The sequence below is a fragment of the Roseibium sp. genome (genome assembly GCF_051016195.1).
In the GTDB taxonomy this organism is placed as follows: domain Bacteria; phylum Pseudomonadota; class Alphaproteobacteria; order Rhizobiales; family Stappiaceae; genus Roseibium.
In genome coordinates this window covers 1,805,940-1,827,815 of sequence record NZ_CP134616.1, presented here as the reverse complement: position 1 = coordinate 1,827,815, position 21,876 = coordinate 1,805,940, and the positions used below count along the sequence as shown (strand labels likewise).

The 21,876-nt window shown below is 60.3% G+C and carries 22 protein-coding genes; 15 read left to right on the top strand and 7 right to left on the bottom strand.

The features are described from left to right. Positions 1-14 precede the first annotated feature (14 nt). A complete protein-coding gene (locus RDA78_RS08470) occupies positions 15-668 on the bottom strand; it encodes a hypothetical protein (protein ID WP_434054884.1) in 654 nt (217 codons plus the stop codon). After that, a complete protein-coding gene (locus tag RDA78_RS08465; protein WP_434054883.1) occupies positions 665-1,261 on the bottom strand; it encodes a TetR/AcrR family transcriptional regulator in 597 nt (198 codons plus the stop codon). The genes RDA78_RS08470 and RDA78_RS08465 overlap by 4 nt, the downstream gene beginning before the upstream one ends. A 195-nt stretch (positions 1,262-1,456) precedes the next feature. Here RDA78_RS08465 and queC point away from each other — a divergent pair, with 195 nt between their 5' ends. The 4 genes from queC to queF all read left to right on the top strand — a co-directional run bounded on the left by queC (position 1,457) and on the right by queF (position 3,786). Next, complete coding sequence (gene queC / locus RDA78_RS08460) at positions 1,457-2,146, top strand: 7-cyano-7-deazaguanine synthase QueC (protein WP_434054882.1); 690 nt, start codon at positions 1,457-1,459, stop codon at positions 2,144-2,146. Then, positions 2,139-2,525, top strand: a complete 387-nt coding sequence (gene queD, locus RDA78_RS08455; protein ID WP_434054881.1) for a 6-carboxytetrahydropterin synthase QueD — start codon at positions 2,139-2,141, stop codon at positions 2,523-2,525. The genes queC and queD overlap by 8 nt, the downstream gene beginning before the upstream one ends. Next, entirely contained in the window at positions 2,522-3,250 is a 729-nt protein-coding gene (queE, locus tag RDA78_RS08450) for a 7-carboxy-7-deazaguanine synthase QueE (protein ID WP_434054880.1), read from the top strand. Before queD ends, queE begins: the two co-directional genes overlap by 4 nt. 68 nt (positions 3,251-3,318) lie before the next feature. Then, positions 3,319-3,786 carry a preQ(1) synthase gene (gene queF, locus RDA78_RS08445; protein ID WP_434054879.1) on the top strand — a complete coding sequence of 156 codons (468 nt, stop codon included), beginning with the start codon at positions 3,319-3,321 and terminating at the stop codon, positions 3,784-3,786. Between the two features lie 8 nt (positions 3,787-3,794). Here queF and RDA78_RS08440 read toward each other — a convergent pair whose 3' ends face one another. The 5 genes from RDA78_RS08440 to acnA all read right to left on the bottom strand — a co-directional run bounded on the left by RDA78_RS08440 (position 3,795) and on the right by acnA (position 10,769). Further along, the gene (locus RDA78_RS08440; RefSeq protein WP_434054878.1) at positions 3,795-4,403 is read right to left on the bottom strand and encodes a hypothetical protein; all 609 of its coding nucleotides are present in this window, start codon (positions 4,401-4,403) and stop codon (positions 3,795-3,797) included. A gap of 65 nt (positions 4,404-4,468) precedes the next feature. Next, entirely contained in the window at positions 4,469-5,443 is a 975-nt protein-coding gene (locus RDA78_RS08435) for a hypothetical protein (protein ID WP_434054877.1), read from the bottom strand. Positions 5,444-5,572: 129 nt separating this feature from the next. After that, positions 5,573-6,061, bottom strand: coding sequence for a glyoxalase superfamily protein (locus tag RDA78_RS08430; RefSeq protein ID WP_434054876.1), 489 nt, complete (start codon positions 6,059-6,061; stop codon positions 5,573-5,575). A 42-nt stretch (positions 6,062-6,103) separates the two neighbouring features. Further along, positions 6,104-7,795: a DUF1963 domain-containing protein gene (locus tag RDA78_RS08425; RefSeq protein WP_434054875.1), complete on the bottom strand. Its 1,692-nt coding sequence runs from the start codon at positions 7,793-7,795 to the stop codon at positions 6,104-6,106. Positions 7,796-8,093: 298 nt separating this feature from the next. Then, on the bottom strand, positions 8,094-10,769 hold the full coding sequence (gene acnA, locus RDA78_RS08420) for an aconitate hydratase AcnA (RefSeq protein ID WP_434054874.1): 2,676 nt from the start codon (positions 10,767-10,769) through the stop codon (positions 8,094-8,096). A 464-nt stretch (positions 10,770-11,233) separates the two neighbouring features. Between acnA and RDA78_RS08415 the strand changes: the two genes are divergently transcribed. The 11 genes from RDA78_RS08415 (at position 11,234) to ccmB (ending at position 21,786) form a co-directional block, all read left to right on the top strand. After that, the gene (locus tag RDA78_RS08415) at positions 11,234-11,950 is read left to right on the top strand and encodes a hypothetical protein (RefSeq protein ID WP_434054873.1); all 717 of its coding nucleotides are present in this window, start codon (positions 11,234-11,236) and stop codon (positions 11,948-11,950) included. Then, a complete protein-coding gene (locus tag RDA78_RS08410; RefSeq protein ID WP_434054872.1) occupies positions 11,947-13,281 on the top strand; it encodes a hypothetical protein in 1,335 nt (444 codons plus the stop codon). Before RDA78_RS08415 ends, RDA78_RS08410 begins: the two co-directional genes overlap by 4 nt. Further along, complete coding sequence (locus RDA78_RS08405; RefSeq protein WP_434054871.1) at positions 13,271-14,227, top strand: AAA family ATPase; 957 nt, start codon at positions 13,271-13,273, stop codon at positions 14,225-14,227. Before RDA78_RS08410 ends, RDA78_RS08405 begins: the two co-directional genes overlap by 11 nt. Positions 14,228-14,262: 35 nt before the next feature. Continuing rightward, positions 14,263-15,522: a DUF58 domain-containing protein gene (locus RDA78_RS08400; protein ID WP_434054870.1), complete on the top strand. Its 1,260-nt coding sequence runs from the start codon at positions 14,263-14,265 to the stop codon at positions 15,520-15,522. After that, on the top strand, positions 15,522-16,520 hold the full coding sequence (locus RDA78_RS08395; protein WP_434054869.1) for a stage II sporulation protein M: 999 nt from the start codon (positions 15,522-15,524) through the stop codon (positions 16,518-16,520). The genes RDA78_RS08400 and RDA78_RS08395 overlap by 1 nt, the downstream gene beginning before the upstream one ends. Further along, positions 16,517-17,440 carry an RDD family protein gene (locus RDA78_RS08390; protein WP_434054868.1) on the top strand — a complete coding sequence of 308 codons (924 nt, stop codon included), beginning with the start codon at positions 16,517-16,519 and terminating at the stop codon, positions 17,438-17,440. Before RDA78_RS08395 ends, RDA78_RS08390 begins: the two co-directional genes overlap by 4 nt. Positions 17,441-17,503: 63 nt before the next feature. Further along, complete coding sequence (locus RDA78_RS08385) at positions 17,504-18,271, top strand: hypothetical protein (RefSeq protein ID WP_434054867.1); 768 nt, start codon at positions 17,504-17,506, stop codon at positions 18,269-18,271. Positions 18,272-18,432: 161 nt separating this feature from the next. Continuing rightward, the gene (locus RDA78_RS08380; protein ID WP_434054866.1) at positions 18,433-19,215 is read left to right on the top strand and encodes a hypothetical protein; all 783 of its coding nucleotides are present in this window, start codon (positions 18,433-18,435) and stop codon (positions 19,213-19,215) included. Between the two features lie 178 nt (positions 19,216-19,393). Next, positions 19,394-20,275 (top strand): hypothetical protein, encoded by an 882-nt coding sequence (locus tag RDA78_RS08375; RefSeq protein WP_434054865.1) that lies wholly within the window; start codon positions 19,394-19,396, stop codon positions 20,273-20,275. 180 nt (positions 20,276-20,455) lie between these two features. Next, a complete protein-coding gene (gene ccmA, locus RDA78_RS08370; RefSeq protein ID WP_434056122.1) occupies positions 20,456-21,118 on the top strand; it encodes a heme ABC exporter ATP-binding protein CcmA in 663 nt (220 codons plus the stop codon). Beyond that, on the top strand, positions 21,115-21,786 hold the full coding sequence (gene ccmB, locus RDA78_RS08365; protein ID WP_434054864.1) for a heme exporter protein CcmB: 672 nt from the start codon (positions 21,115-21,117) through the stop codon (positions 21,784-21,786). The genes ccmA and ccmB overlap by 4 nt, the downstream gene beginning before the upstream one ends. The last annotated feature ends 90 nt before the right edge of the window (positions 21,787-21,876 follow it).

Below are 21,876 nucleotides of genomic sequence, written 5' to 3'. Positions count from 1 at the left end.
GTCTGGCCGGTCCTTCAGGTCTGCAGCGCCCCGACGAGCGCAGTGATTTCCCGGGTGAGCTCTGAACCGCGCACGATCTCCCCGTGGCACGGAAGGATCATGGTCGGTTCCGATTCCGCCAGCTGTTGTTGCACCCAGTCTGAAAATCGTTGCTTATCCTGAAGCCCATATGTCGGAAATGTCTTCAGAAAACCGGCTCGCGCGCGCGCATCACCCTTTTCCAGAACGCCACAAAAGGCATCGGTGACGACCCAGACAAGCTCGTCTTCCGCGCGGATAACCATCCAGACCTCACCGGTCTTGAGCCCTGCGGGTTCAACCAGAGAAATACTGTCCGGAAGTGCATCGCGGAGCTGAGATAGATCTCCGAAACCGTGTCCGGTCACTTTTTCCAGTCTCGGCCTTGCCGCATCCGAGCCGACGGGCTTCGCATCCCGAAAAGCGTCGACATGCTCCGCAATGCCCTTGTTGTGATAGTGATTGGGGGCGAACAGATAACGGACGTCGAGCGTTTCTGACAGCGCTGCGACTGTCTTTTCGACCGGGCTGTAAAGACAGACCCCGCCCTTCGGTAGATCCACGATCGTGCATCGGAGATTGCCGCGGCGGATGGTTCTGAGCCCCGGAACGCCTGCAACATCTTCCGGAAGAGGGGCTTTCCTGGTCATGCGCTCCGCTCCATCGCCCGCAACTGATCGCACAGCACGCCAACCAGAAAACGTCCACCTTTGTTGGATCCGTCCAGACGGTTTTGAACGTGAACGCCCATGACCCCGGAAACCAGTCCCTTGGCAAACGACGCGTAGTCGATGGACGGGTCGACGCGTTTTTCCGCCACCGCGTTTTCAAGACAGGTCCGGAAGCAGCTTTCGAGCGCCTGCCAATAGCGCCGGACTGCCTTTTCAAGGCGCGGACTTCCGACCCTGGCGTTTTCAATGCCGGTGTTCACCACGAGGCACCCATGCTTGCTGGACGTCATCGACCCGTCGCTCACAAGTGCTTCCAGGAAAGCAATGATGTCCTGAACGGTGCCGTTTTTCATCGGCTGCATCGCGTGGTCGATGGCCTTTTCGCTGTAGAAGTCCAGGGCTTCCAGATAGAGCCCTTCCTTGCCGCCGAACTCGGTCCGGATCGCGAACTGGTTGAGGCCGGTCAGACGCTCCAGTTCCCTGAGGCCAAGGGCCTGGTAGCCGTGCTGCCAGAACGCGTGAACGACACGCTCAACGACTTCTTCCTTGTTGTAGCTTTTCGGGCGCGCCATCTGACCATTTCTCTACGACTGCAGTGAAATTATTCCTATACAATCGCAGAGAAATGTCAAGTGCATGACATTCGGGGCTTGAGTGGCTGCCCCTCTTCCCTTTTCCTCAGAACCTGATAAAACGCGCGCCGCCTGCCACAAGCAGGCCACCGGTCGCAGCCTACCCGGTGCCAGCGAAAACAAGGGACCACATCGTTGAAAGCACTTGTCATCTGTTCCGGCGGAATGGATTCCGTCACCCTTGCGCACAGGATCGCGCAGGATCACGAGCTTGCCGGCCTCATCTCCTTCGACTATGGCCAGCGCCACAGGAAGGAGCTTGAGTTTGCCGCTCTGTGCGCCGAAGAGCTCGAAATCGAACATATCCTGATGGACATCTCCAATATCGGCCGCCAGCTCACCGGCTCGGCGCTGACCGACGATGTCGATGTTCCGGACGGGCACTATGCCGAAGACACCATGAGAATCACCGTTGTGCCGAACCGCAACGCGATCATGCTTGCCATCGCCTATGGCATCGCGGCCTCGCGCGGTGCTGATACTGTCGCCACGGCTGTACATGGCGGCGACCATTTCATCTATCCGGACTGCCGTCCGGCCTTCACGTCCAGCTTCGAGACCATGCAGCGTTATGCGCTCGACGGATACGCCGAGATCAGCCTGTTCACGCCCTATGTCAGCATCAGCAAGGCGGATATCGCGGCTGAAGGCCTGCGGCTCGGCATCGACTACCGCAAGACCTGGTCCTGCTACAAGGGCGGCGAAAAGCACTGTGGGCGCTGCGGCACCTGCGTTGAGCGCCGGGAAGCCTTTTTCCTGGCAGACGGGATCGATCCGACGGATTACGCGGACCCGGACTACTGGAAAGCGGTCTGCAATGTATAGGATCACGAAGGAGTTTCACTTTTCCGCCTCTCATCAGTTGCATGGGCTGCCGGAGGACCACCCCTGCGCAAGGTTCCACGGTCACAATTACATTGTTGAGGTGGAGCTGGCCTCCGAAGAGCTGAACCCGATCGGTTTCGTCCTTGACTACAACGAGCTCAAATCCCTGAAAGCCTATATCGACGAGACGCTCGATCACCGCCATCTCAATGATGTGCTGGGCGACGACTGCGTGACTGCCGAACGTCTGGCAAGGCATCTTTACGACTGGTGCTTGAAGGAATGGCCGGAAACGGCAGCGGTGCGCGTCAAGGAAACACCGAAGACCTGCGCCGAGTACCGTCCTCCCGTCTATGTTCCGGTGGAGCAACGCCAATGACCGCCGGCACGATACGCGTCAACGAGATCTTCGGCCCGACCATCCAGGGAGAAGGTGCCCTGATTGGCCGGCCGACCGTATTCGTGCGCACCGGCGGCTGCGACTACCGCTGCTCCTGGTGCGATACGATGCATGCGGTCGACAGCGCCTACCGCGACGACTGGCAGCCGATGACCCCGGCCGCCATCCTGATGCAGGTTGATATTCTCGCTGGCGGCCACCCGCTCATGGTGTCGCTCTCCGGCGGCAATCCGGCCATTCAGCCGCTTGGGCCCCTCATTCATCTCGGGCGGGAAGATGGCTATCGTTTTGCGCTGGAAACCCAGGGCAGCATCGCAAGGGACTGGTTCCAGGATCTCGACCTCTTGACCCTCAGCCCTAAACCGCCGTCCAGCGGAATGGAAACGGATTGGCAAAGGCTCGCCGAATGCGTCGAGGCGGCAGGACCTGCAACCCGGATCGCGATGAAAGTGGTCGTTTTCGACGATGCCGACTATGCCTTTGCGCGCGAAGTTGCCAGCCGCTACCCCGATCAGCCGCTTTACCTGCAGCCGGGCAACCATACACCGCCGCACCCGGACGAAAGCGACGGTTTCATCGACATGAACGGCATCATGGACCGCATGCGCTGGCTGGTTGAAAAGGTGACATCCGACCGGCTTTATTCGGCGACCGTTCTACCGCAATTGCACACGCTGATCTGGGGCAACCTAAGAGGCGTCTGATCAAAGAACCAAACGTCTGTCGTCCGGACAGTGCCATCCGGACGAACAAGCGCGACAAGGAGTGCACCATGTCCGACAAGAGCATCTACGAAAACCTCACCCAGCTTGGTGCGGCAACGGATCTTCCGGACGATCCGCAAAAGGCCGTCCTGGAAAAGGTTCCGAACCCGCAGGCGGGTACAAAATACATGGTCCGGTTCGTTGCCCCGGAATTCACCTCGCTGTGCCCGATCACGGGCGCGCCCGACTTCGCCCATCTCGTGATCGACTATGTTCCCGGGGAGTTCCTGGTGGAGAGCAAGTCATTGAAGCTCTTCCTGGGATCCTTCCGCAATCACGGCGCGTTTCACGAGGATTGCACGGTATCGATCGGCAAACGGCTGGTCGACCTGCTGGACCCGGAATGGCTCCGCATCGGCGGTTACTGGTATCCGCGCGGCGGCATTCCGATCGACGTCTTCTACCAGACCGGCCCGGAACCGGACGGCGTCTGGATCCCGGAACAGGGTGTTGCCCCCTATCGAGGGCGCGGCTAGGGCCAGCCTTATTGCGGGGCCGGCAGGGAAAGCCCCGGTGCCGGTTCGATCGACTGGGTCGTCACCATTTCGAAATTCGGCGCGGTTGTCTCGTAGACAGCCTTGACGATGAAGCCGTCGTCGCGCGAGAGCCAGTAGGTATACCGGTTTTCGGTGACCATGCCCTGGCTGACCGTCAGGTCGGCGGCAACCTTTTCCAGCGCAACACCGTTTATGGTGTCTTCATCGCATGCCGCGTTGCGGATGGTTTCAGCATTGGTCTTTTTTGCCGCGATTGCCCCTTCTGCGTTTTGAGCGCTGTCGAGATCGCGCACCTTGGCCCAGGTTTTGCCCTCATCTGCCGACTGGTACATGACGTTCTGGTAAGTCAGCACCCAGGGCCCGGCCGGATTGGTCGGCACGGTCATGTGATGGTCCTGGCTGAGGTAGAGAAAATCATTGACCGTCTCCGGTGCACCCTTGAACTGGGTTGTCGCGACCGTCTTGGTCGGAACGCCCTGGTCGAGCTGCATGTAAACTTCCGTGAACCGGGCAATGCAGTCATCGGCAAGAGCAGGCTGTGAAAGCCCGGCAAGGATCACGGCAACCAAACCGGTCGACGTCCTGAGAGTTGTCATGTGCACCCCTTGAAAAATCTCATCTGAAACCGAGCCCTTGCCGGGCTGTCCGCTGTGTATTGCGCTCACTCGGCGGGAGCGCTGGCGCCGCCCGGCCGGGCCCCTTCGAAGGCCCTGTCCTTTATCTCGACGAACTTGTCGGACATCTGCGACAGCTTTGCATCCCATTCCGGGTTCGGGGTCTGGCCGTCCGTCACCTTGAAGAACACCTGCATCATCAGCGTGATGGCAAGCGGCTCCAGAACGGCCGCCTTGACGGCCCAGGCAAAAATGATGGCGAACACGAGACCGCCCGCGCTCCAGGATCCAGGCATCAGGTAAACCAGGCCGGCAGCAGGTGCGAGCATGAACAGGAACACAAGAATGGCGATGATATAGGTGAAGAGCGCGATGAAAGCGGCATTCTTCAGCATCGCTTGATAGTTCTGCCCGTAAAGCACCAGTGCTTCGCGCGCCGATGCCCAGGCATTGTCGGATCGCGTGCGGATCGCGTGGGCGAGAATGACTTCGTCAACGAACCCGACGGCCACTTTCATGAAAGCCCTGAAAAGCGAGACGAGACCGTTCAGGCCCGGGATCGGCAGCACGGATGCAATGCCTTCGACAACCCCGCTGATCGCGCGGATCACGCCTTTGACGAGCTGATCCAGCCCGAAAAGGGCACTCGACTGGACGAACCGTTCCTTGACCACGCTCGCGCCATAGGCAACCTGGCCCTGTCCGTCAGGCAGATCCTTGCCGTCCATCAGCTCGACCAGAACCGCAATGTGCCCGGCCTTCACGGTGTAGAGGAGATATTCGCGCAGGAAATAGATCACGGTCGCCGTCAGTCCGAACCCGATAAGACCACCCCAGAAAGCGAAGCCGGCCTGCGAATCCGGACCACCGAACCAGCCAACGCCGTATCCGACACCCGCACCAAATCCGGTAACGACAACGTAGGCAACGGCAATGCCGCCATAAACGATCACTCTGAAAATCAGATAAGGAAATGTCCGCACCATCAATCCGACAGCGCGGGAAAAATCAAAATCCCACATAAACTGGCTCCTGTGTTCGACAGGTTTCCACGACAACGGGAAGAAGGTTAGCCAATCTTTGGGCGCGGTCACAAGCGGTCGCGTCACAGTTTGGTGTTTTTGACGATCGGAACCGGGACGTTCGGCGCGTCAGCCCTCTGTCTGGTCCTTCGGAGTGTCGTGATCGTGCGGGTGGAATATCCCGTGATACCAGAAACTGTCCCACAGGTGCCGGTGCCCCGGCTTTTCGCGCATCTCGACAAGATCGAGATGTTCGCCGAAAAGAAGCACGTTCCCATCAGGGTCGCGGGTTTCAAACTCGCGCATGCGCCAGGGCTGGTCCTTGATATCCTCGGTGATGTTGGCACCCCCTGCCTTGGCGAGGGCATGATAGGCGTCAATGCCGTCGACGAAGCAATAGGCGGTGGTGCCACCGGGCTGATCACTCTGCGTCAGGTGAACGCCGGCTTTTCCGTATTCGAGAACCGCGTAGCGGACCGGTTCCCCCTCACCATCCGCCCACTCGAAGGCGACGGTGAATTTCAGGCTGTCCCGGTAATAGGCGATCGATTGAGCAAGGTCCTTGACCCGGAGCACCGGGGCGATATGCGAAACCTTGGGAGGCCGTTCTTGGGACATTGTTCAACCCCGATCTGACAGACTTCGGACGGTGGCACGGCCTCAATAGCATTCCAGTGCGGCCGTTGCGTTTTCGAACCGTCCGTCTGCGAGATCTTGCGTCGAAATCATGAAATAGACAATCCCGGCATCGCCCCATGACCAGCGCATGGCATCGTCGCTCGCCGCGTGCAGGAGCAACACGCGCGATGCCGGACCGCTTTTCGGTTCGGACTGAACGCCGTCGAAGGCCCCGCCGGTCCGGTGCGGCCGGTTGTCGTTCAGCCGCCGCCAGAACGGCTCGAACTGCGCGAGAACATCCGTCGGTATCAGCGACCGGAGTTCGGGATCGGCATAATAGTCGGCAACAAACTCCCAAAGCCGCACATAGGTCGCATTGTAGAGCCCGGACAGTGAGATGTCGCGTTCGAATGCCTGCAGGGTCTGTTCACTCCCGCCGGCACTCCGAAACTCGAAGTAGCTGGTTCGTGTCTGGTCGAGATGAACGGCAATGTCGGTCCATTCTCCGTGCAAAAGGGCTCTGTCCGGTTCTCCGGAGCGAAGTTGGTCAATGATGTCGCGAAGGTCGCGCAGTGCGTCCTGCCGCCAGCTCTCGTTGGCGCGAATGGCTTCCTGCCGGTAGTCGCGCAGCGACGCAGGCGAGGGAAATCGGTCGAGCACAGCGGTCAGCCTTTTGTCGCGTTCGAGCCTCTCCTCCATCTTCCAAAGGCGCTCGAGAGTGGCGCCGCCCGGCTCGCCATCCGCGTCTTCTGAGCCGGTCAATGATTGACCCATTTCCCTGATCTCGTGTTCCAGAGCAGACGTATCCGGCCTGAGAGACCGGTAGGCATCAGGGTCCTCCAGCGCCTCCAGAACCGTTTGCGGCAGATCAGGTTTGAGAGGCTGCTTGGCAAGGCGGGTCTCGATGGAGGCCAGGACGGCAAGCGCCATCCGCGCGGTGAACGGCTCGGGAACCGGTGGACGCTCGGCGTCGGACACCTCCTTGCCTGCGTAAAGCACGTGGGCGAACCGGTCCGGCGCAACCCGCAGGACTTCACCCTCGCGGACAACCCTGTTGGGCACGGTTACGAGGTCAACGGGCCACCGGCGCCAGGTGTTCGGGGCATCACCCGGACCCTCGGACTGCCCATCGAGCGGCCCGGTATGGGTTCCATCATGGACCGGACCCAACTCCGGTGGCGCGGCCCGCTCGGACCCGAGCGCGCGCGTATGGATCACCTTGAAGCCCTCGGTACGCCCGTCGAGATCGCAGGCGTTCGGATCAATGAAGAACAGGAGCCAGCCGTCGCGCGGCCCCAGCCCACCCCAGAGCTCCTCCGGCAGCTCCGCACAGCAGATCTGCGCGAGGAAGTGAAGCGGGATTTCGCCCCGCTGCGGGTGTTCGAGCGAAATCGATTTCGGCCAGGGCACGTTGTCGGGCATCATCGGCAGCCCGCCGAACCATGATTTCGGTTTTTCGTCGGCGCGGATCGGAACCTGCCGTCGCAGGACCACCGAAACCGTTTCCAGTATTTCGCGCTCTGCCCGCGGTGGTGTACCCGGATGCGAAGCGTCCCGGGCAGCGTCGGCTTCGAAGGCCAGCCGCGATCCGTCTGCGTCACCCTTCGGATGCGTCTGGACCTGCGCTTCGGGGACAGGGCGCCGGATGCGCCGTGCGGCGCGATTGCTGGATTGCACAAGGATATCGTGGATTCGATCCGGCTCGACCGTGAAGGCTGGCGAGGCCGTCGTCAACTTGGGGCTTCTGGGGAGAAAACCGACAATTTTAGACAAAAACAACCAAAATCCGATAATAAAAATCATTAATAGTAAAGTTAACCCTGCAATAAATACCAATCCGGCTTCGCTATAAATGTCCTCTGGCATTGCAACGTCCAAATATTATCATTCTCGCAGCTCATTTTTACTTTCAGATATTAAGTCTCAGTAAATTGAATTGTGAGAAAGATAACGAACACGCCAAGTTTCTTGACCGAAAACAAAAACGGGCCCCGCAGGGCCCGCTTAAGATCCGTAGAAGTGACAGCAGGGATCAGCTGTTGACCAGGTTCCGCAGCACGTAGTGCAGGATGCCTCCGGCCTTGATGTATTCAAGTTCGTCCTCGGTATCGACACGGCACAGGCACTCGATGGTCTTGGTGGTGCCGTCCTCGTAGGTGACTTCCACGTCCATCATCTGCCGTGGCTTGATGTCGGCGATGCCCCGGATGGTGACGCGCTCGGTGCCCTTGATGCCATGGGACTGCCAGCTCTCGCCGTCCTTGAAGGTCAGCGGAATGACGCCCATGCCGACAAGGTTGGAACGGTGAATACGTTCGAAGGACTGCGTGATAACGGCGCGCACGCCGAGCAGCTTGGTGCCCTTGGCCGCCCAGTCACGCGATGAGCCCGTGCCGTATTCCTTGCCCGCGAAGATGACGAGCGGCGTTCCGGCTTCCTTGTATTCCATGCAGGCGTCGTAGATCCATTCCTTCTTGCCGTCCTTCATGGTCACGCCGCCCTCGACGCCCGGCACCATCTGGTTCTTGATGCGGATATTGGCGAAGGTGCCGCGCATCATGACCTGATGGTTGCCCCGGCGCGAACCGTAGGAGTTGAAGTCCTTGCGGGCCACCTGGTGCTCGGAGAGATACTGGCCCGCCGGGCTGTCGGCCTTGATGGCACCGGCCGGAGAGATGTGGTCGGTGGTGATGGAATCCAGGAACAGGCCCATGACCGCGGCATTCTCGATATCCTCGAGCGGCTGCGGCTCCATGGTCATGCCTTCGAAATAAGGCGGGTTCTGGACATAGGTCGAGGAGACCGGCCAGGTGTAGGTCAGCCCGCCTTCCACCTTTATGTTCTGCCAGTGTTCATCGCCCTTGAAGACGTCGCCATAGCGGCCGCGGAACATCTCTTCGGTGATGGAGGCGCGGATCAGATCGGTGATCTCTTCCGTGCTCGGCCAGATATCCTTGAGATAAACCGGGTTGCCGTCCTGATCGTTGCCAAGCGGATCCTCGGTGATATTGACGTTGAGGTTACCGGCGATGGCGTAGGCAACAACCAGCGGTGGCGATGCCAGGTAGTTGGCGCGCACATCCGGGTTCACGCGGCCTTCGAAGTTGCGGTTGCCGGACAGAACCGAACAGGCGATCATATCATTGTCGTTGATTGCAGCCGAAATCGCCGGATCGAGCGGTCCGGAATTGCCGATACAGGTGGTGCAGCCATAGCCGGCAAGGTCAAAGCCGAGCGCGTCGAGATCGCCCTGAAGGCCTGCCTTTTCCAGGTAGTCGGTCACCACCTGGGAGCCCGGCGCCAGCGAGGTTTTCACCCACGGCTTGACGTTGAGACCCTTTTTCAGGGCGTTTCGGGCAACAAGTCCGGCCCCGATCAGAACCGACGGGTTCGAGGTGTTGGTACAGGACGTGATTGCCGCAATGACAACATCGCCGTTGCCGAGATCGAAGTCTTTGCCCTCGACCGCGACACGCTTGGAAAGCTCGTCCGCCTTTTTGAATTCCTCCGCCATGGTCTTGGCGAAGCCGCTGGCGGCGTCGGAGAGGTTGATGCGATCCTGCGGCCGCTTCGGCCCGGAGACCGCCGGAACGACCGTGGTGATGTCGAGTTCCAGCGTGTCGGTGAATTCGGGTTCCTCGCCGCCTGCGCGGAACATGCCCTGCGCCTTGGAATAGGCTTCCACCAGCGCGACACGGTCCTTGTCGCGGCCCGTTGCCTCAAGGTACTTCAGCGTTTCGCTGTCGACCGGGAAGAAGCCGCAGGTCGCGCCGTATTCCGGAGCCATGTTGGCGATGGTCGCGGCATCTTCCAGCGACAGGTTGTCGAGGCCGGGACCGTAGAATTCCACGAACTTGCCGACTACACCCTTCTGGCGCAGCATCTCCACGACCCGCAACACCAGGTCGGTTGCGGTGATGCCCTCGTTCAGCTTGCCGGTCAGCTTGAAGCCAATGACTTCGGGGATCAGCATGGAAATCGGCTGGCCGAGCATACCGGCCTCCGCCTCGATGCCGCCGACACCCCAGCCCAGAACAGCCAGCCCGTTGACCATCGTGGTGTGGCTGTCGGTCCCGACGAGCGTATCGGGATAGGCGACCGTTTCGCCGTTTTCTTCCTTGGTCCAGACTGTCTGGGCAAGGTATTCCAGGTTTACCTGGTGACAGATGCCGGTGCCGGGAGGCACGGCACGGAAGTTGTTGAACGCCGATTGGCCCCAGCGCAGGAATTCATAGCGTTCCTGGTTGCGCTCGTATTCCAGTTCCACGTTCAGTTTGAACGCGTCCTTGGTGCCGAAATAGTCGACCATGACGGAGTGGTCGATGACCAGGTCAACGGGAACCAGCGGATTGACCTTTTCCGGGTCGCCGCCGAGCTTCACCGCGGCATCACGCATGGCCGCAAGATCGACGACCGCGGGAACACCCGTAAAGTCCTGCATCAGCACACGCGCCGGCCGGTAGGAGATCTCCTGCGAAGACTTCTTTTCCTTCAGCCATTCAGCGCAGGCGACAATGTCTTCCCTGGTGACGGAGCGGCCGTCCTCGAAGCGCAGCAGGTTTTCAAGAACGACTTTCAGGGAAAAAGGCAGTTTGGACACGCCGTCCAGACCGTTTTTCTCCGCTTCGGGAATGGAGAAGTATGTATAGGTCTTGTCACCGACCTGAAGCGTTGTCTTGCAATTGAAACTGTCAAGGGACTGGGTCACGGCACGTGCTCTCCTTCACTGTCCGCAGCAGCAGGCCCGCGTCTGACCGGCTGCCTGTCATGATCTCCGACGGCTCCCGATTGGGGAACCGCATTTGCCCGTTTCGAGCTTGTTGCAGCGCATTTGATGTCGACCTGTGGGCTCTGCCGTCGAATGCGCGCCGCCTCGTTGCCCGCTATACAAAACTTTCGCGCCGATCACCAGCAAATGCGCGTGTCTGCACCTGAAACGAGGCGATAAGTGATCGGCCGTGATAGGCACGGCCGTGTCGAGTGGATGCACTTTATATACATCCGTATACAAAAATTTCCAGACACAGCCCGGACGATTTTGCGTCGATTTGCAACTGCTGGGCACGGTGCACGCCACTGTGCGGATTGACAATGTCAATACAACCATGGGTCGGGCCTTGTCGTCTGCACCGGGTTATTGCCACGTTAACCCGTAACCGCTATCAAACGGCCATGCGGCGCTTGTTTCTGACCTTGCTGATTTTCGGCCTGACGGCACCCCTGATTGCGGCCAGCGCGCAGGAACCGGTCCGTGAACCTCTGGAAATCGGACAATCAGGCGAGGAATATATGCGTTCGATCCGCCTGCGGGGGATCGACCCGGACGTTGCCTACTATGACCCGACCGCACCGGCACCCAAGCTTGAAACGGAGCAGCAGCCCCTTCAGCCCTTGGCACGCTCCGAAACGGAAGGCGCCTCGGCACCCGCCTCGCGTTGGACTTTCATGCTGATCGCAGGCCTGGTTCTTGCCGGCATCATCTTTGTTATTCTCCGGTTTGGCGGAAACATTGCGGTCACGCTGCAACGGGATGCCGAGAACCCCGAAAGCCGGCGCGGCTCCGGTCCGCAGAACACGCCGCTTTGGGCGGAAAAACTCGGATCATTCAACGATATCCTGCGGATCTCAGACCGGCGCGAGGCGCTGGTTTTGTTGACGCAGAAAGTTCTGGCCACACTGGCGAATACCAACGGCGTTCTCATGCAGCGCAGCTGGACGGCGCGCGATACGATGAGCAACATTCCACTCGCGGACGCCCAGCAATCCCTGCTGCGCACGCTCGTCCTGAACAGCGAGCGGGTTCAATTCGGAGACAGGGACGTTTCGGAGGACGAGTTCCGCGATCATGTCTCGTCGTGCCAGCAATTGCTTGGAGCTGGTGCGGCATGAGCGACACCTCCACGGCAAACCGGTCAGGCGGTCCGCGCATTGAGGTCATCGTGATCGCGGTCGTTTGCGTCATCGCTGCGCTGGCATTCTGGTACGTCATGTCACAGCGCCAGCAGACACTGCGCAGTTCGCCGTCCGGTCTGGACGGCCTTCAGGTCTGGCTGACCTCCAACGACGTGACGTCCTACAATTTTGCCGGTGGCTGGCCGATCGATCAGACGACGGTCGATCTCCTGATCGTGCCCGTCTACGACACCGCGCTCGACGTCGCGCGAACGCCTTCGGCATCAAAGGAGGAGTATCTGCTTCAGTCGGACGAGTATGACCTGGCGAGCGAGGCGATCCTCACCAAGGCACAAACCGTTCCAACGCTTGTCATACTGCCGAAGTGGCGCAGCGGAATGCGCCTGACCGGGATCGCGCATCCGGTGCTGCTGATCGACCAGGAAAGAATCAGGGACACGCTCGGAGAAATAACAGGGGGCGGTGCAGCGGACCTTTTCTACGGACGGACGCCCTTCACCGAATTCAGCTATCGCTCCACGGACGGCGCGACGCTGGAGGCCAGGCTCTATGCCGCGCAGATGTTTCGCAAGGAAGGGTGCGATCCCATAATCGGGACGTCGGACGCGATGATCCTCGGCAGCTGCCCGCTGCCCGCCGATGCACAATCGGACGAAGACGGTGTCCGCGATCGCGTGCTTGTCCTGTCCGACCCCGACCTTTTGAACAACCACGGCCTCCGTCTCGGCGACAACGCGCAAATTGCGGCGGACTTTTTGTCATCGCAAACCGACGAGGGCAACATCGTGATCGACTACAGCCGGATTTCCTGGCTGCGCGATCCTTTTCAGGAGCCGGTGCGCGAGCGGACCTGGGCCGACCTCAGTCGTTTCTTCGGTCCGCCATTTCTCATTCTGTGGCTCGGCGCAGGCTTTCTGCTCACGTTGTTTCTGTGGCGCGCTGCGCTTCGATATGGTCCGGTTCTGCGTGAACGGACCGCGCTCGGTTCAGGCAAGGCGCTTGCAATCGAGGCCCGGGCGCGGCTGATGCGTCTTTCCGGTCAGGATGGCGCGCTCGTCCATGAATACGCAGCCGCCCGGATTTCGGCGGTCGCGGCCGCGCTGTTCGGTCCTTCCCACGCCCGCCATTACGCCAGCGAAGACGAATTCCTCAGTTTCGCGGATCGCCGGCACCCGGATAAGGCAGCCCGGCTCAGGTCGGTTCTTGCGGAGATCAGACGACTTCCGGCGCGCATTCACGCCGCCGAGGCAATTCACCTCATAGACGAGTTCGAACAGGTTTTGGAGCAAATCACCCATGACGCTTGAGGTCCTACGCCAACGCACGGACGCCCTGAGAGCCGAGATTGGAAAAGCCGTTCTCGGTCAGGATGAAATCATCGACCTCCTGCTGGTCGCCCTGTTCGCGCGGGGGCACGTCCTGCTCGAAGGACCTCCGGGAACGGCAAAAACACTACTGGCACGCAGTTTTTCCGCGGCGCTGGACCTTGATTTCGGCCGCATCCAGTTCACGCCGGATCTCATGCCCGGCGACGTTCTCGGCACCTCGATCTTCGACTTCAGAACAAATGAATTCATCCTGACCAAGGGGCCGGTCTTTTCCCAGGTGCTGCTTGCCGATGAAATCAACCGCGCTCCGCCCAAGACCCAGGCCGCACTGCTGCAGGCGATGAACGAGCGGACGGTGTCAATCGACGGCACCGATCATTCCCTCGGCAGCGAGTTCATCGTTGTCGCGACCCAGAACCCGATCGAGCAGCAGGGGACGTACCCCTTGCCCGAAGCCCAGCTGGACAGGTTCCTGTTCAAGCTCATGATCGATTTCCCGCCAGAGGCCACGGAAATGGCGATTCTGCGCCAGCACGCGGCACAGCCGCTGGAATCAGGCCTGGAAACGGCAACGCTGTCGAAGGTACTGGACGCGGCCGCTCTCGCCGAGACCCGCAAACTCGTCGACGGCATCATCCTCAAAGACGACATTCTCGCCTATATCTTGCGTCTGGTGCGGGCGACACGCCAGAATTCCGAAATCGCATTCGGTGCCTCGACCCGCGCCGCCGATGCACTTGTCAGCGCGACGCGGGCAACAGCAGCGCTGAACGGGCGCGACTTTGCCATCCCCGACGACGTCAAGCGCCTGTTCGTGCCTTCGCTTCGCCATAGGATTGTTCTTGGTCCGGCCGCCGAAATCGAAGGGCGCAGCGCCGACCAGGTTCTCGACAACATTCTCAACCAGATCGAGGCTCCGCGCTGATACGTCCGTCAAACAGACTGCTCGCACTTGCCGGCGTGACGCTTCTGGTCTCGTTGATCATGATCGTCGCGAGCACGGCGCTGCGCGATCTCGCCATTCTGCCGTGGCTGCTTCTCGGGCTCCTGGTCGCATTTGACATGGCGTCATCGCTGCAACGGCCGAAAAACCTCACCTTCGAGGCTCCGCCGGAAATTTTCGTCGGCGAGACGGTCCGCCTCCAACTTGCTCTTGATCAGGCGCCACGGAAACTGAGCGCAAAACTGGAGTGGCCGGAAGGCCTGAGCGGCGAGCACGAAATCGCCTTCCAGCCCGGTGCCGACGGCGTCAGCCACGCGGAGATTGAGGTTCGTGCGGTGCGGCGGGGCATCTGGCAACTGGAACATCTCTGGCTGTTCTGGATCTCGAAACTGAGGCTGCTTGAATTCGTCCCGAAGCTCGATCTGGGTGCCGAACTTCGGGTCGTGCCCAACATCCGGCAGGTACAATCCGGCGAGATCACGACGACGGTGATGTCCACCCTTTACGGCGTCAAGGAAAACCGCGCCCTGGGTGAAGGCTCCGAGTTCCATCAGCTGCGCGACTTCGTCCCCGGCATGGATATCAAGTCGATCGACTGGAAACGCTCGGCCAAGCGCCGGTCGCTTGTCGCCAAGGAACTGCGCGCGGAGCGGAACCATCACGTGATCATCGCGCTCGACAACGGCTATCTGATGCGCGAGGAGATCGCCGGCCTGCCGAAGATCGACCACGCGGTCACCGCCGGTCTCGCAACCGCCTGGGCTGCCGCTGTCGGCGGCGATCTCGTCGGATACTATTCCTATGATGTCCGCCCGCGCACCTTCTCCGCCCCGGCCCCGGGGCGGATTGCCTTTGCCCGCCTGCGCAACTGGACCGCCGAACTCTCTTATGTCAGCCGGGAAACCAACCACACGCTGGCGCTGACCGAACTGAACGCGCGCACACCGAAACGCAGCCTGATCATCGTTTTCACCGATTTCATCGACACGACCTCGGCGGAACTTCTGATTGAGAACATCGGCATCCTTGCCAAGCGCCACCTCCTGATCTTTGTCGCTATTCGCGATCCCGACATGGAGGCGATGGTTGAAACCGCGCCGGACAACCTGGAGGGCGCGGCGACCCTCGTCGCGGCCAACCAGTCCATGAACGAGCGCAGGCTCGTGCTGGAACGGCTCGCGCGCATGGGGGTTACGATTGTCGATGCCAAGCCGAACGCGGTCACTGCCCGCCTGATTTCGACCTACCTGGAGATCAAGGCGCGGGAGATGATTTGATGCAGGATCAGGATCTCATGCGCTCGGCGCGGTTTCGCAAGGAACGGGAGGCGGACTGGCAGCGGCTCGAGCGCCTCGTCCTGTTTGCAGAAAGCCGTGGCGTGCAACACATGGACTTTGCCGAAGCGCGGGATCTTGCGTCCCTTTACCGGCAGGCAACCACATCGCTCGCGATCGCGCGCGAAATCTCGCTCGACAAGGCCCTGCTCGGCTACCTGGAGGCTTTGACCGCCCGCGCCTATCTGTGTGTCTACGCGCCCCAGGAACGGCTCGGCGGCCTTTTTCAGAGGTTCTTCTCGCACAGCGCACCCCTGGCGATGCGCCGCTCCTGGCCCTTCATCCTGCTCGGTTTCCTGTGCATGGGTCTCGGAGCTCTCTCCGGATACCTGCTCTATTTCGAAAGCCCGGACTGGTACTACGTCTTCATGCCGGCCGAGCTCGCGGGTGGACGCGGCCCCGACGCTACCTATGAAGCCCTGCGGTCGGTCATTTATGACGAGAACCCCAACTCCTCCGGGCTCGGTGCCTTTGCCACCTACCTGTTCTCACACAACACCCGCATCGCGATATTCGTTTTCGGGCTTGGCGTCTTCGCCTGCGCCCCCGCCATCGTTCTCACGTTCTACAACGGCCTGATGCTCGGAGCATTCTACGCGCTGCATGTGGACCGTGGCCTCGGGCCGGATATCGCCGGCTGGCTGTCGATCCACGGCGTGACGGAACTCTCGGCAATCTGCATCGCCTGCGCCGGCGGATTGAAGCTTGGAACCGCGTTGATGTTTCCAGGCGACGTCTCGCGCATCACGTCCCTGCGCCTGGCAGGCCGGGATGCCTTGAAACTGGCGCTCGTTGCCGCTCTGATGCTGCTGGTTGCAGCGTTTCTGGAAGGCTTCGGCAGGCAACTCGTCCAGGACATCTACATGCGCTTCATCATCGGCTGGGGGATCGGTGCGCTCTGGCTGATCTGGTTCCTGTTCGCGGGGCGGGACCATAAATGATCCCTCGGCTTCGCAGAAAACGGAAAAAGGAGCGCCCGTCGCGCGATCAGCTCATGCCGCCCGAAGGCGTTCCGCTGACCATGCAGATCGCCGGTGTCGGCGTCCGCCTCGGTGCACAGATCACGGATATCGCCATCACGACCGCTGCCCTGGTCTGCATCATGATCCTGCTGGCTACCCTGAACATCACAGGCCCGCAGACAATCGTCGCAATCGGCGCGCTCCTGTTCTTTCTCATTCGCGTTCCCTACTACATTCTTGCCGAACTGGTCTGGAACGGTCAGACGCTCGGCAAGCGCATCATGAAGATCAAGGTTGTCTCTCACGACGGCGGTCCCCTGACCACCCACGCACTTGTCCTTCGCAACATGATGAAGGAAGCCGAGGTGTTTCTTCCCGGGACCCTCGTTCTGATGCTGGACGCTTCCTCCCCGTTGTCATCGCTGCTTGCGTTCGGGTGGATCGCGGTGTGCCTGTTCGTGCCGGTCTTCGACCGCTATCGCCGCCGGCTCGGCGACATGATGGCCGGCACCCATGTCATTCACTTGCCCGTACCCGTGCTCCTGAAGGACCTTGCAAGGGAACCCCGCGCACTGACCCTGGACCGCAAGGGGTTCGTGTTCCTGTCCCATCAGCTCGACCACTACGGCGCTTTCGAGCTTCAGACTCTCGAGGGACTGCTGCGTGCGCAGGGAACCCGCCCGGCGGGCAATATTCTGGCGGAGCGGGACAAGACCATTGCAACTATCGTTGAAAAGATCCGTAAAAAGATCGGTTACGCCAGCCCTGTACCGCCCGCAGACCGTCTGAAATTCCTGCAGGCCTTCTACAAGGCGCAGCGCGAGCATCTGGAGCAGCGCCAGCTGTTTGGAGACCGGCGCGAAAACAAGCATTATGCAAAGAACGGCGAAGATGGCTGATTTCCGCCACGCTCCGGGCGCAGGCCCTGACCTGACGGCTTTCTCTCCAGACCTGGAGGAAACATGACGCAAACACTGGACAGCGAACCCCACATGCCTCTCGGGGTTGGGAGCCTTGTGGGGGAGAGTTTTTCCATTCTCTTCCGGCAGTTTTTCCCGATCCTCGTGATCGGTTTCGTGCCGAGCCTGCTGGGGGTCTTGCTTTCCGGAGCCCTTGTCGGGTTCGACACGGTCCTCAGCCTCGACGATACAGATACCTCGTCCGGCGGCGCGAGCGCTCTGATCAGCCTGGTCGATCTTGTCGTCTATTCGATCACGACCGCCTTCATGGTCCAGCTCGCGTACGACGCTAAACTGGAGCGGCCGGTCAGGCTCGGGAAATACATAGGTCCCGCCATGGCGTCGATCTTTCCCATCGCAATCCTCGGTATCGCCGTCGGCCTTCTCATGGGGATCGCCTCGCTCGCGTTCATCATTCCCGGTCTTTGGGTCTACGCGGTGTTTTCCGTCATGGAACCCGCCATCGTTATCGAAAGGCTTGGCTTCAAGGGCCTCGGGCGCAGCGAGAAGCTGACCAAGGGGTACCGCTGGCCGATCGTCGGCGCGCTCGTGATCACCTGGATCTGCGCCCTTGTGATCATAGTCGCCGCGCTCTTCGTCGCCGATCTGGCCATGACCAGCGGCATCCTCGCATTGTCGATTGTCGTCTACGCCGCCCTGACCGCCATCGGAACAGGCCTGATCAGCATCCTGACGGCCCTGATCTACGCCCGGCTTCGCGAAATCAAGGAAGGCGTGAGCGTTGACCAGATCGCAGCAGTTTTTGACTGACAGGCCAGTCCGGCTCCCTGTCCGCTGCGCTGCTTGTGGACCTGTTGCGATGCTCTTATTGTCAGGACCGCAGGATGATTTCACACGCCTGACGTGTCTGCATAACGTCCTGACGATTTTTGGTTTAAGAGATTCCTTTTTGACGAAAACGGAGCAATTGCATGACGGACACAGGTTACAGCCAGGCCAAGCCCCCCCTCGGTGTCGGCTCTATCGTGGGGGAGAGTTTTTCGATCCTGTTCGGCCACTTCATCAAGATCATCATCATCGGTTTCGTCCCCACGCTGATCGGGTTCCTGATTTCGGGCGCCCTGACCGGCTTCAATGTGGCCCTCGGTCTGGAAGTTCAGGAATTCTCCGGCCCCGGCAGCGTGGTTGCGAGCATTCTCTCCTTGCTCATCAACATGGTCGTCTACTCCATCACGACGGCGCTGCTCGTTCAGCTTGCCTATGACGCAAAGCTGTCCCGTCCCATCCAGCTCGGCCGCTACATCGGACCCGCCATCAGCGTCATCGTGCCTCTTGCAGTCATAACGATCGTCGTGTCGATCCTGGTATCCATCGGCCTGGTCCTGTTCATCGTGCCCGGTCTCTGGGTCTATGCAGTGTTTGCCGTGATTGCCCCGGTCATCGTGATCGAACGTGCCGGCTTCGGTGCAATGGGCCGCAGCAGCTTTCTCACCAAGGAGTATCGCTGGCCGATCGTTGGAGCATTGATTCTCGGCATCATCCTGTCCGTGATCATCAGCTTTCTTGCGGTGTTCGTGGTCGGTCTGATTGCCAGCATCGGTTCAATCGGACTGATCATCGGTATCGTGCTCTTTGCCGGCATGTCCACACTCGGCGCCGGCTACGTGAGTATCCTCATCGCGCTGATCTACGCCCGACTTCGCGAGGTCAAGGAAGGCGTGAACGTCGACCAGATCGCGTCCGTCTTCGATTGAATTGGGCACCCTCGGCGTCCTCCACGGGCGCCGAGGGCAGCCTACCTCATGTTTCAGCAGCACACCGTCGCGGGAGCATTTCCGCTTGAGCTCAGACCCGAGCCAACCTACGGTCGGCCAAGAAAAATCAGGAAATTTCAGGTTTAGATAATTGCGAAGTCCGACTGAACAGGCCCCATTGGGCCCTCCTGATGCAGAAGATCAGGCACAGCCGTACGTCACGGCACCGGAACCCAAGGCGCCATTGGGTGTCGGCACCATAATCGGAGAGAGTTTTTCCATCCTGATCAAGAACATTTTCAGGATGATCCTGGTCTCTTCGGTGCCCATGGCACTTTTCATCGTGCCAATCGGCCTGATGCTCTCCAGTACGGGGGCGATCAATCTCGAAGACCCGACCGCCAACTGGCCGATGGTGGCTGCTTATACGGTCACGTCCCTGCTGACGTTCTGTGCCGCGATTTCCCTGATTTCCGCGGCGGTCACGAAGCTGACCTATGATGCAAAACATCAAAAGACGAGAAGTCTGCGGGAGATATCCGGGCCTTCGCTGGCAGCCGCACCCGCTATTGTCCTGCTTGGCGTTGCCATCGGTGTTGCTCTGCTTGCGCTCCAGGCCTCCATGTTCGCCCTGGGGTTTGTGACACCGTTGCTCTCATTCGTGGCACTGCCGGCGTTCTTCGTGATCTACCTCTGGTCGGTTGCCGCATTCTCCCTCATGCCTTCGGCAGCCGTCATCGAGAAGAAGGGCTTGCGCAGTCTTGGGCGAAGCATGGAACTCACGAAAGGATACCGGCTGCCTGTACTGGGAACGATGTTTCTGGCCGGTTTGTGCAGCGTCGCAGTTCAGCTTGCGTTCTCGATAGCCACGGTTTTGCTGACTGCATTGGCTTCACTGGTTTCGGACACCTTGAGCGGAATTCTGTCTTTCGCATCCTCCCTGGTCACCTTCGGTCTCGTAATCGGCTTCATTTGTATCGTTGCCTGCCTCGTCTACCTGCGGCTGAGGGAAGTGAAGGAAGGCGTTGGCATCGAACAGATTGAGCAGATTTTCGATTGACTCAGGATGCCCGCCGATCGGGTCCTGCCCGGTCCAGCGCACCCGGCCCCGCCAGACACACAGACTTCATCCATGGAAGCAGTGCGCATTTGACAGAGATTAAGGCCGCCGAAATTTCTTGCGTGATACCTGTGCGCGGCACTAACAAGACAAACGTGCCTTGTCATGCGGAGCAGTCTTCTGAAACTTGTTGCCGAAAAGCTGACGATCGACCGCGGTGGACGCCGGGTGTTTCAGGATCTGTCCTTCACCGTTGAAAAGGGAGAAGCTCTTGTCGTGACCGGTGCCAACGGCATCGGCAAGTCGTCTCTGCTGCGAACGCTGGCCGGGCTGGTGCCGCTCGCCTCCGGAACCTTGCGTCTGGACGGTGGGATGCCTGATCTTATGCCCCAGGAACAGGCCCACTATTTCGGCCATCAGGATGCCGTCAAACCGGCTCTCTCGGTTCTGGAGAACCTCCATTTCTGGCAAAGTTTCACCGCGTCCTGTGAACCGGGAAGCTTCAGTGGCGGCAGATGCTCGCCGGGCGAAGCGCTGGAAAAACTCGGGATCGGTCACACCGCCCAGCTTCCAGCGGCCTATCTGTCTGCCGGACAGAAACGCCGACTGTCTCTGTCGCGGCTTCTGATCACGCCGCGTCCGATCTGGCTCATGGACGAACCGACATCCGCGCTCGACAAGGCGTCCGAACATCAGTTGCTCGGTCTCATGAACGCGCATCTGGAGAACGGCGGTCTCATCATTACCGCGACACATACCGACCTCTCACTCGACAGGATCCGCAAGCTGCACCTGGAGGCCGGCGATCCGGCGGCGCTGACGATGGAGGATGCGCTGTCATGAGCAACTGGGCGATGGCCTTGTTCATGCGCGATATGCGTCTGTCGGTCCGCATCGGCGGCAGTGCACTCGTGGGTGTCCTGTTTTTTCTCGCGGTCGTCACCGTTATTCCATTCGGCGTTGGTCCGGACCTCAACCTGCTGGCCCGCATCGGTCCGGCCATCCTTTGGATCGGGGCGTTACTGGCAACGCTGCTCGGGCTCGACCGGTTGTTCCAGGCCGATCGCGAAGACGGCACTCTCGACCTGATGATGATGTCTGCCCGCCCGCTTGAAATCGTCGTGCTGGTGAAATGCCTGGCCCACTGGATCGCGACCGGCCTGCCGCTGGTTGTCGCAGCCCCGCTCCTTGGCGTGTTTCTGAACCTCGACCCGGTCTCAACGGGGGCGGTCACCGTGACACTTCTCGTCGGAACGCCGGCACTCACACTGATCGGAGCAATAGGCGCGTCGCTCACCGTTTCGCTGCGGCGGGGAGGCTTGCTGCTTGCCGTTCTCGTCATCCCCCTGGCCATCCCCGTGCTCATATTCGGCGTTAGCGCAGCGGATGCAGCCATTCACGATCCGGTCCCGTTTCTGACCCCGTTTCTGATCCTGTGCGCGCTCACGCTGATCGCCGCCGTTGTCGGCCCCGTTGCTTCGGCAGCCGCCCTCCGCTTCGCATCGGATTGAGCAGCGGGACACGAACATCACCCCCCTCTTGATCGAGCGCAATGCGGCCTGCGACAGGGGAGTGCATTGAAGGAACTTGGAGAGTGCAGT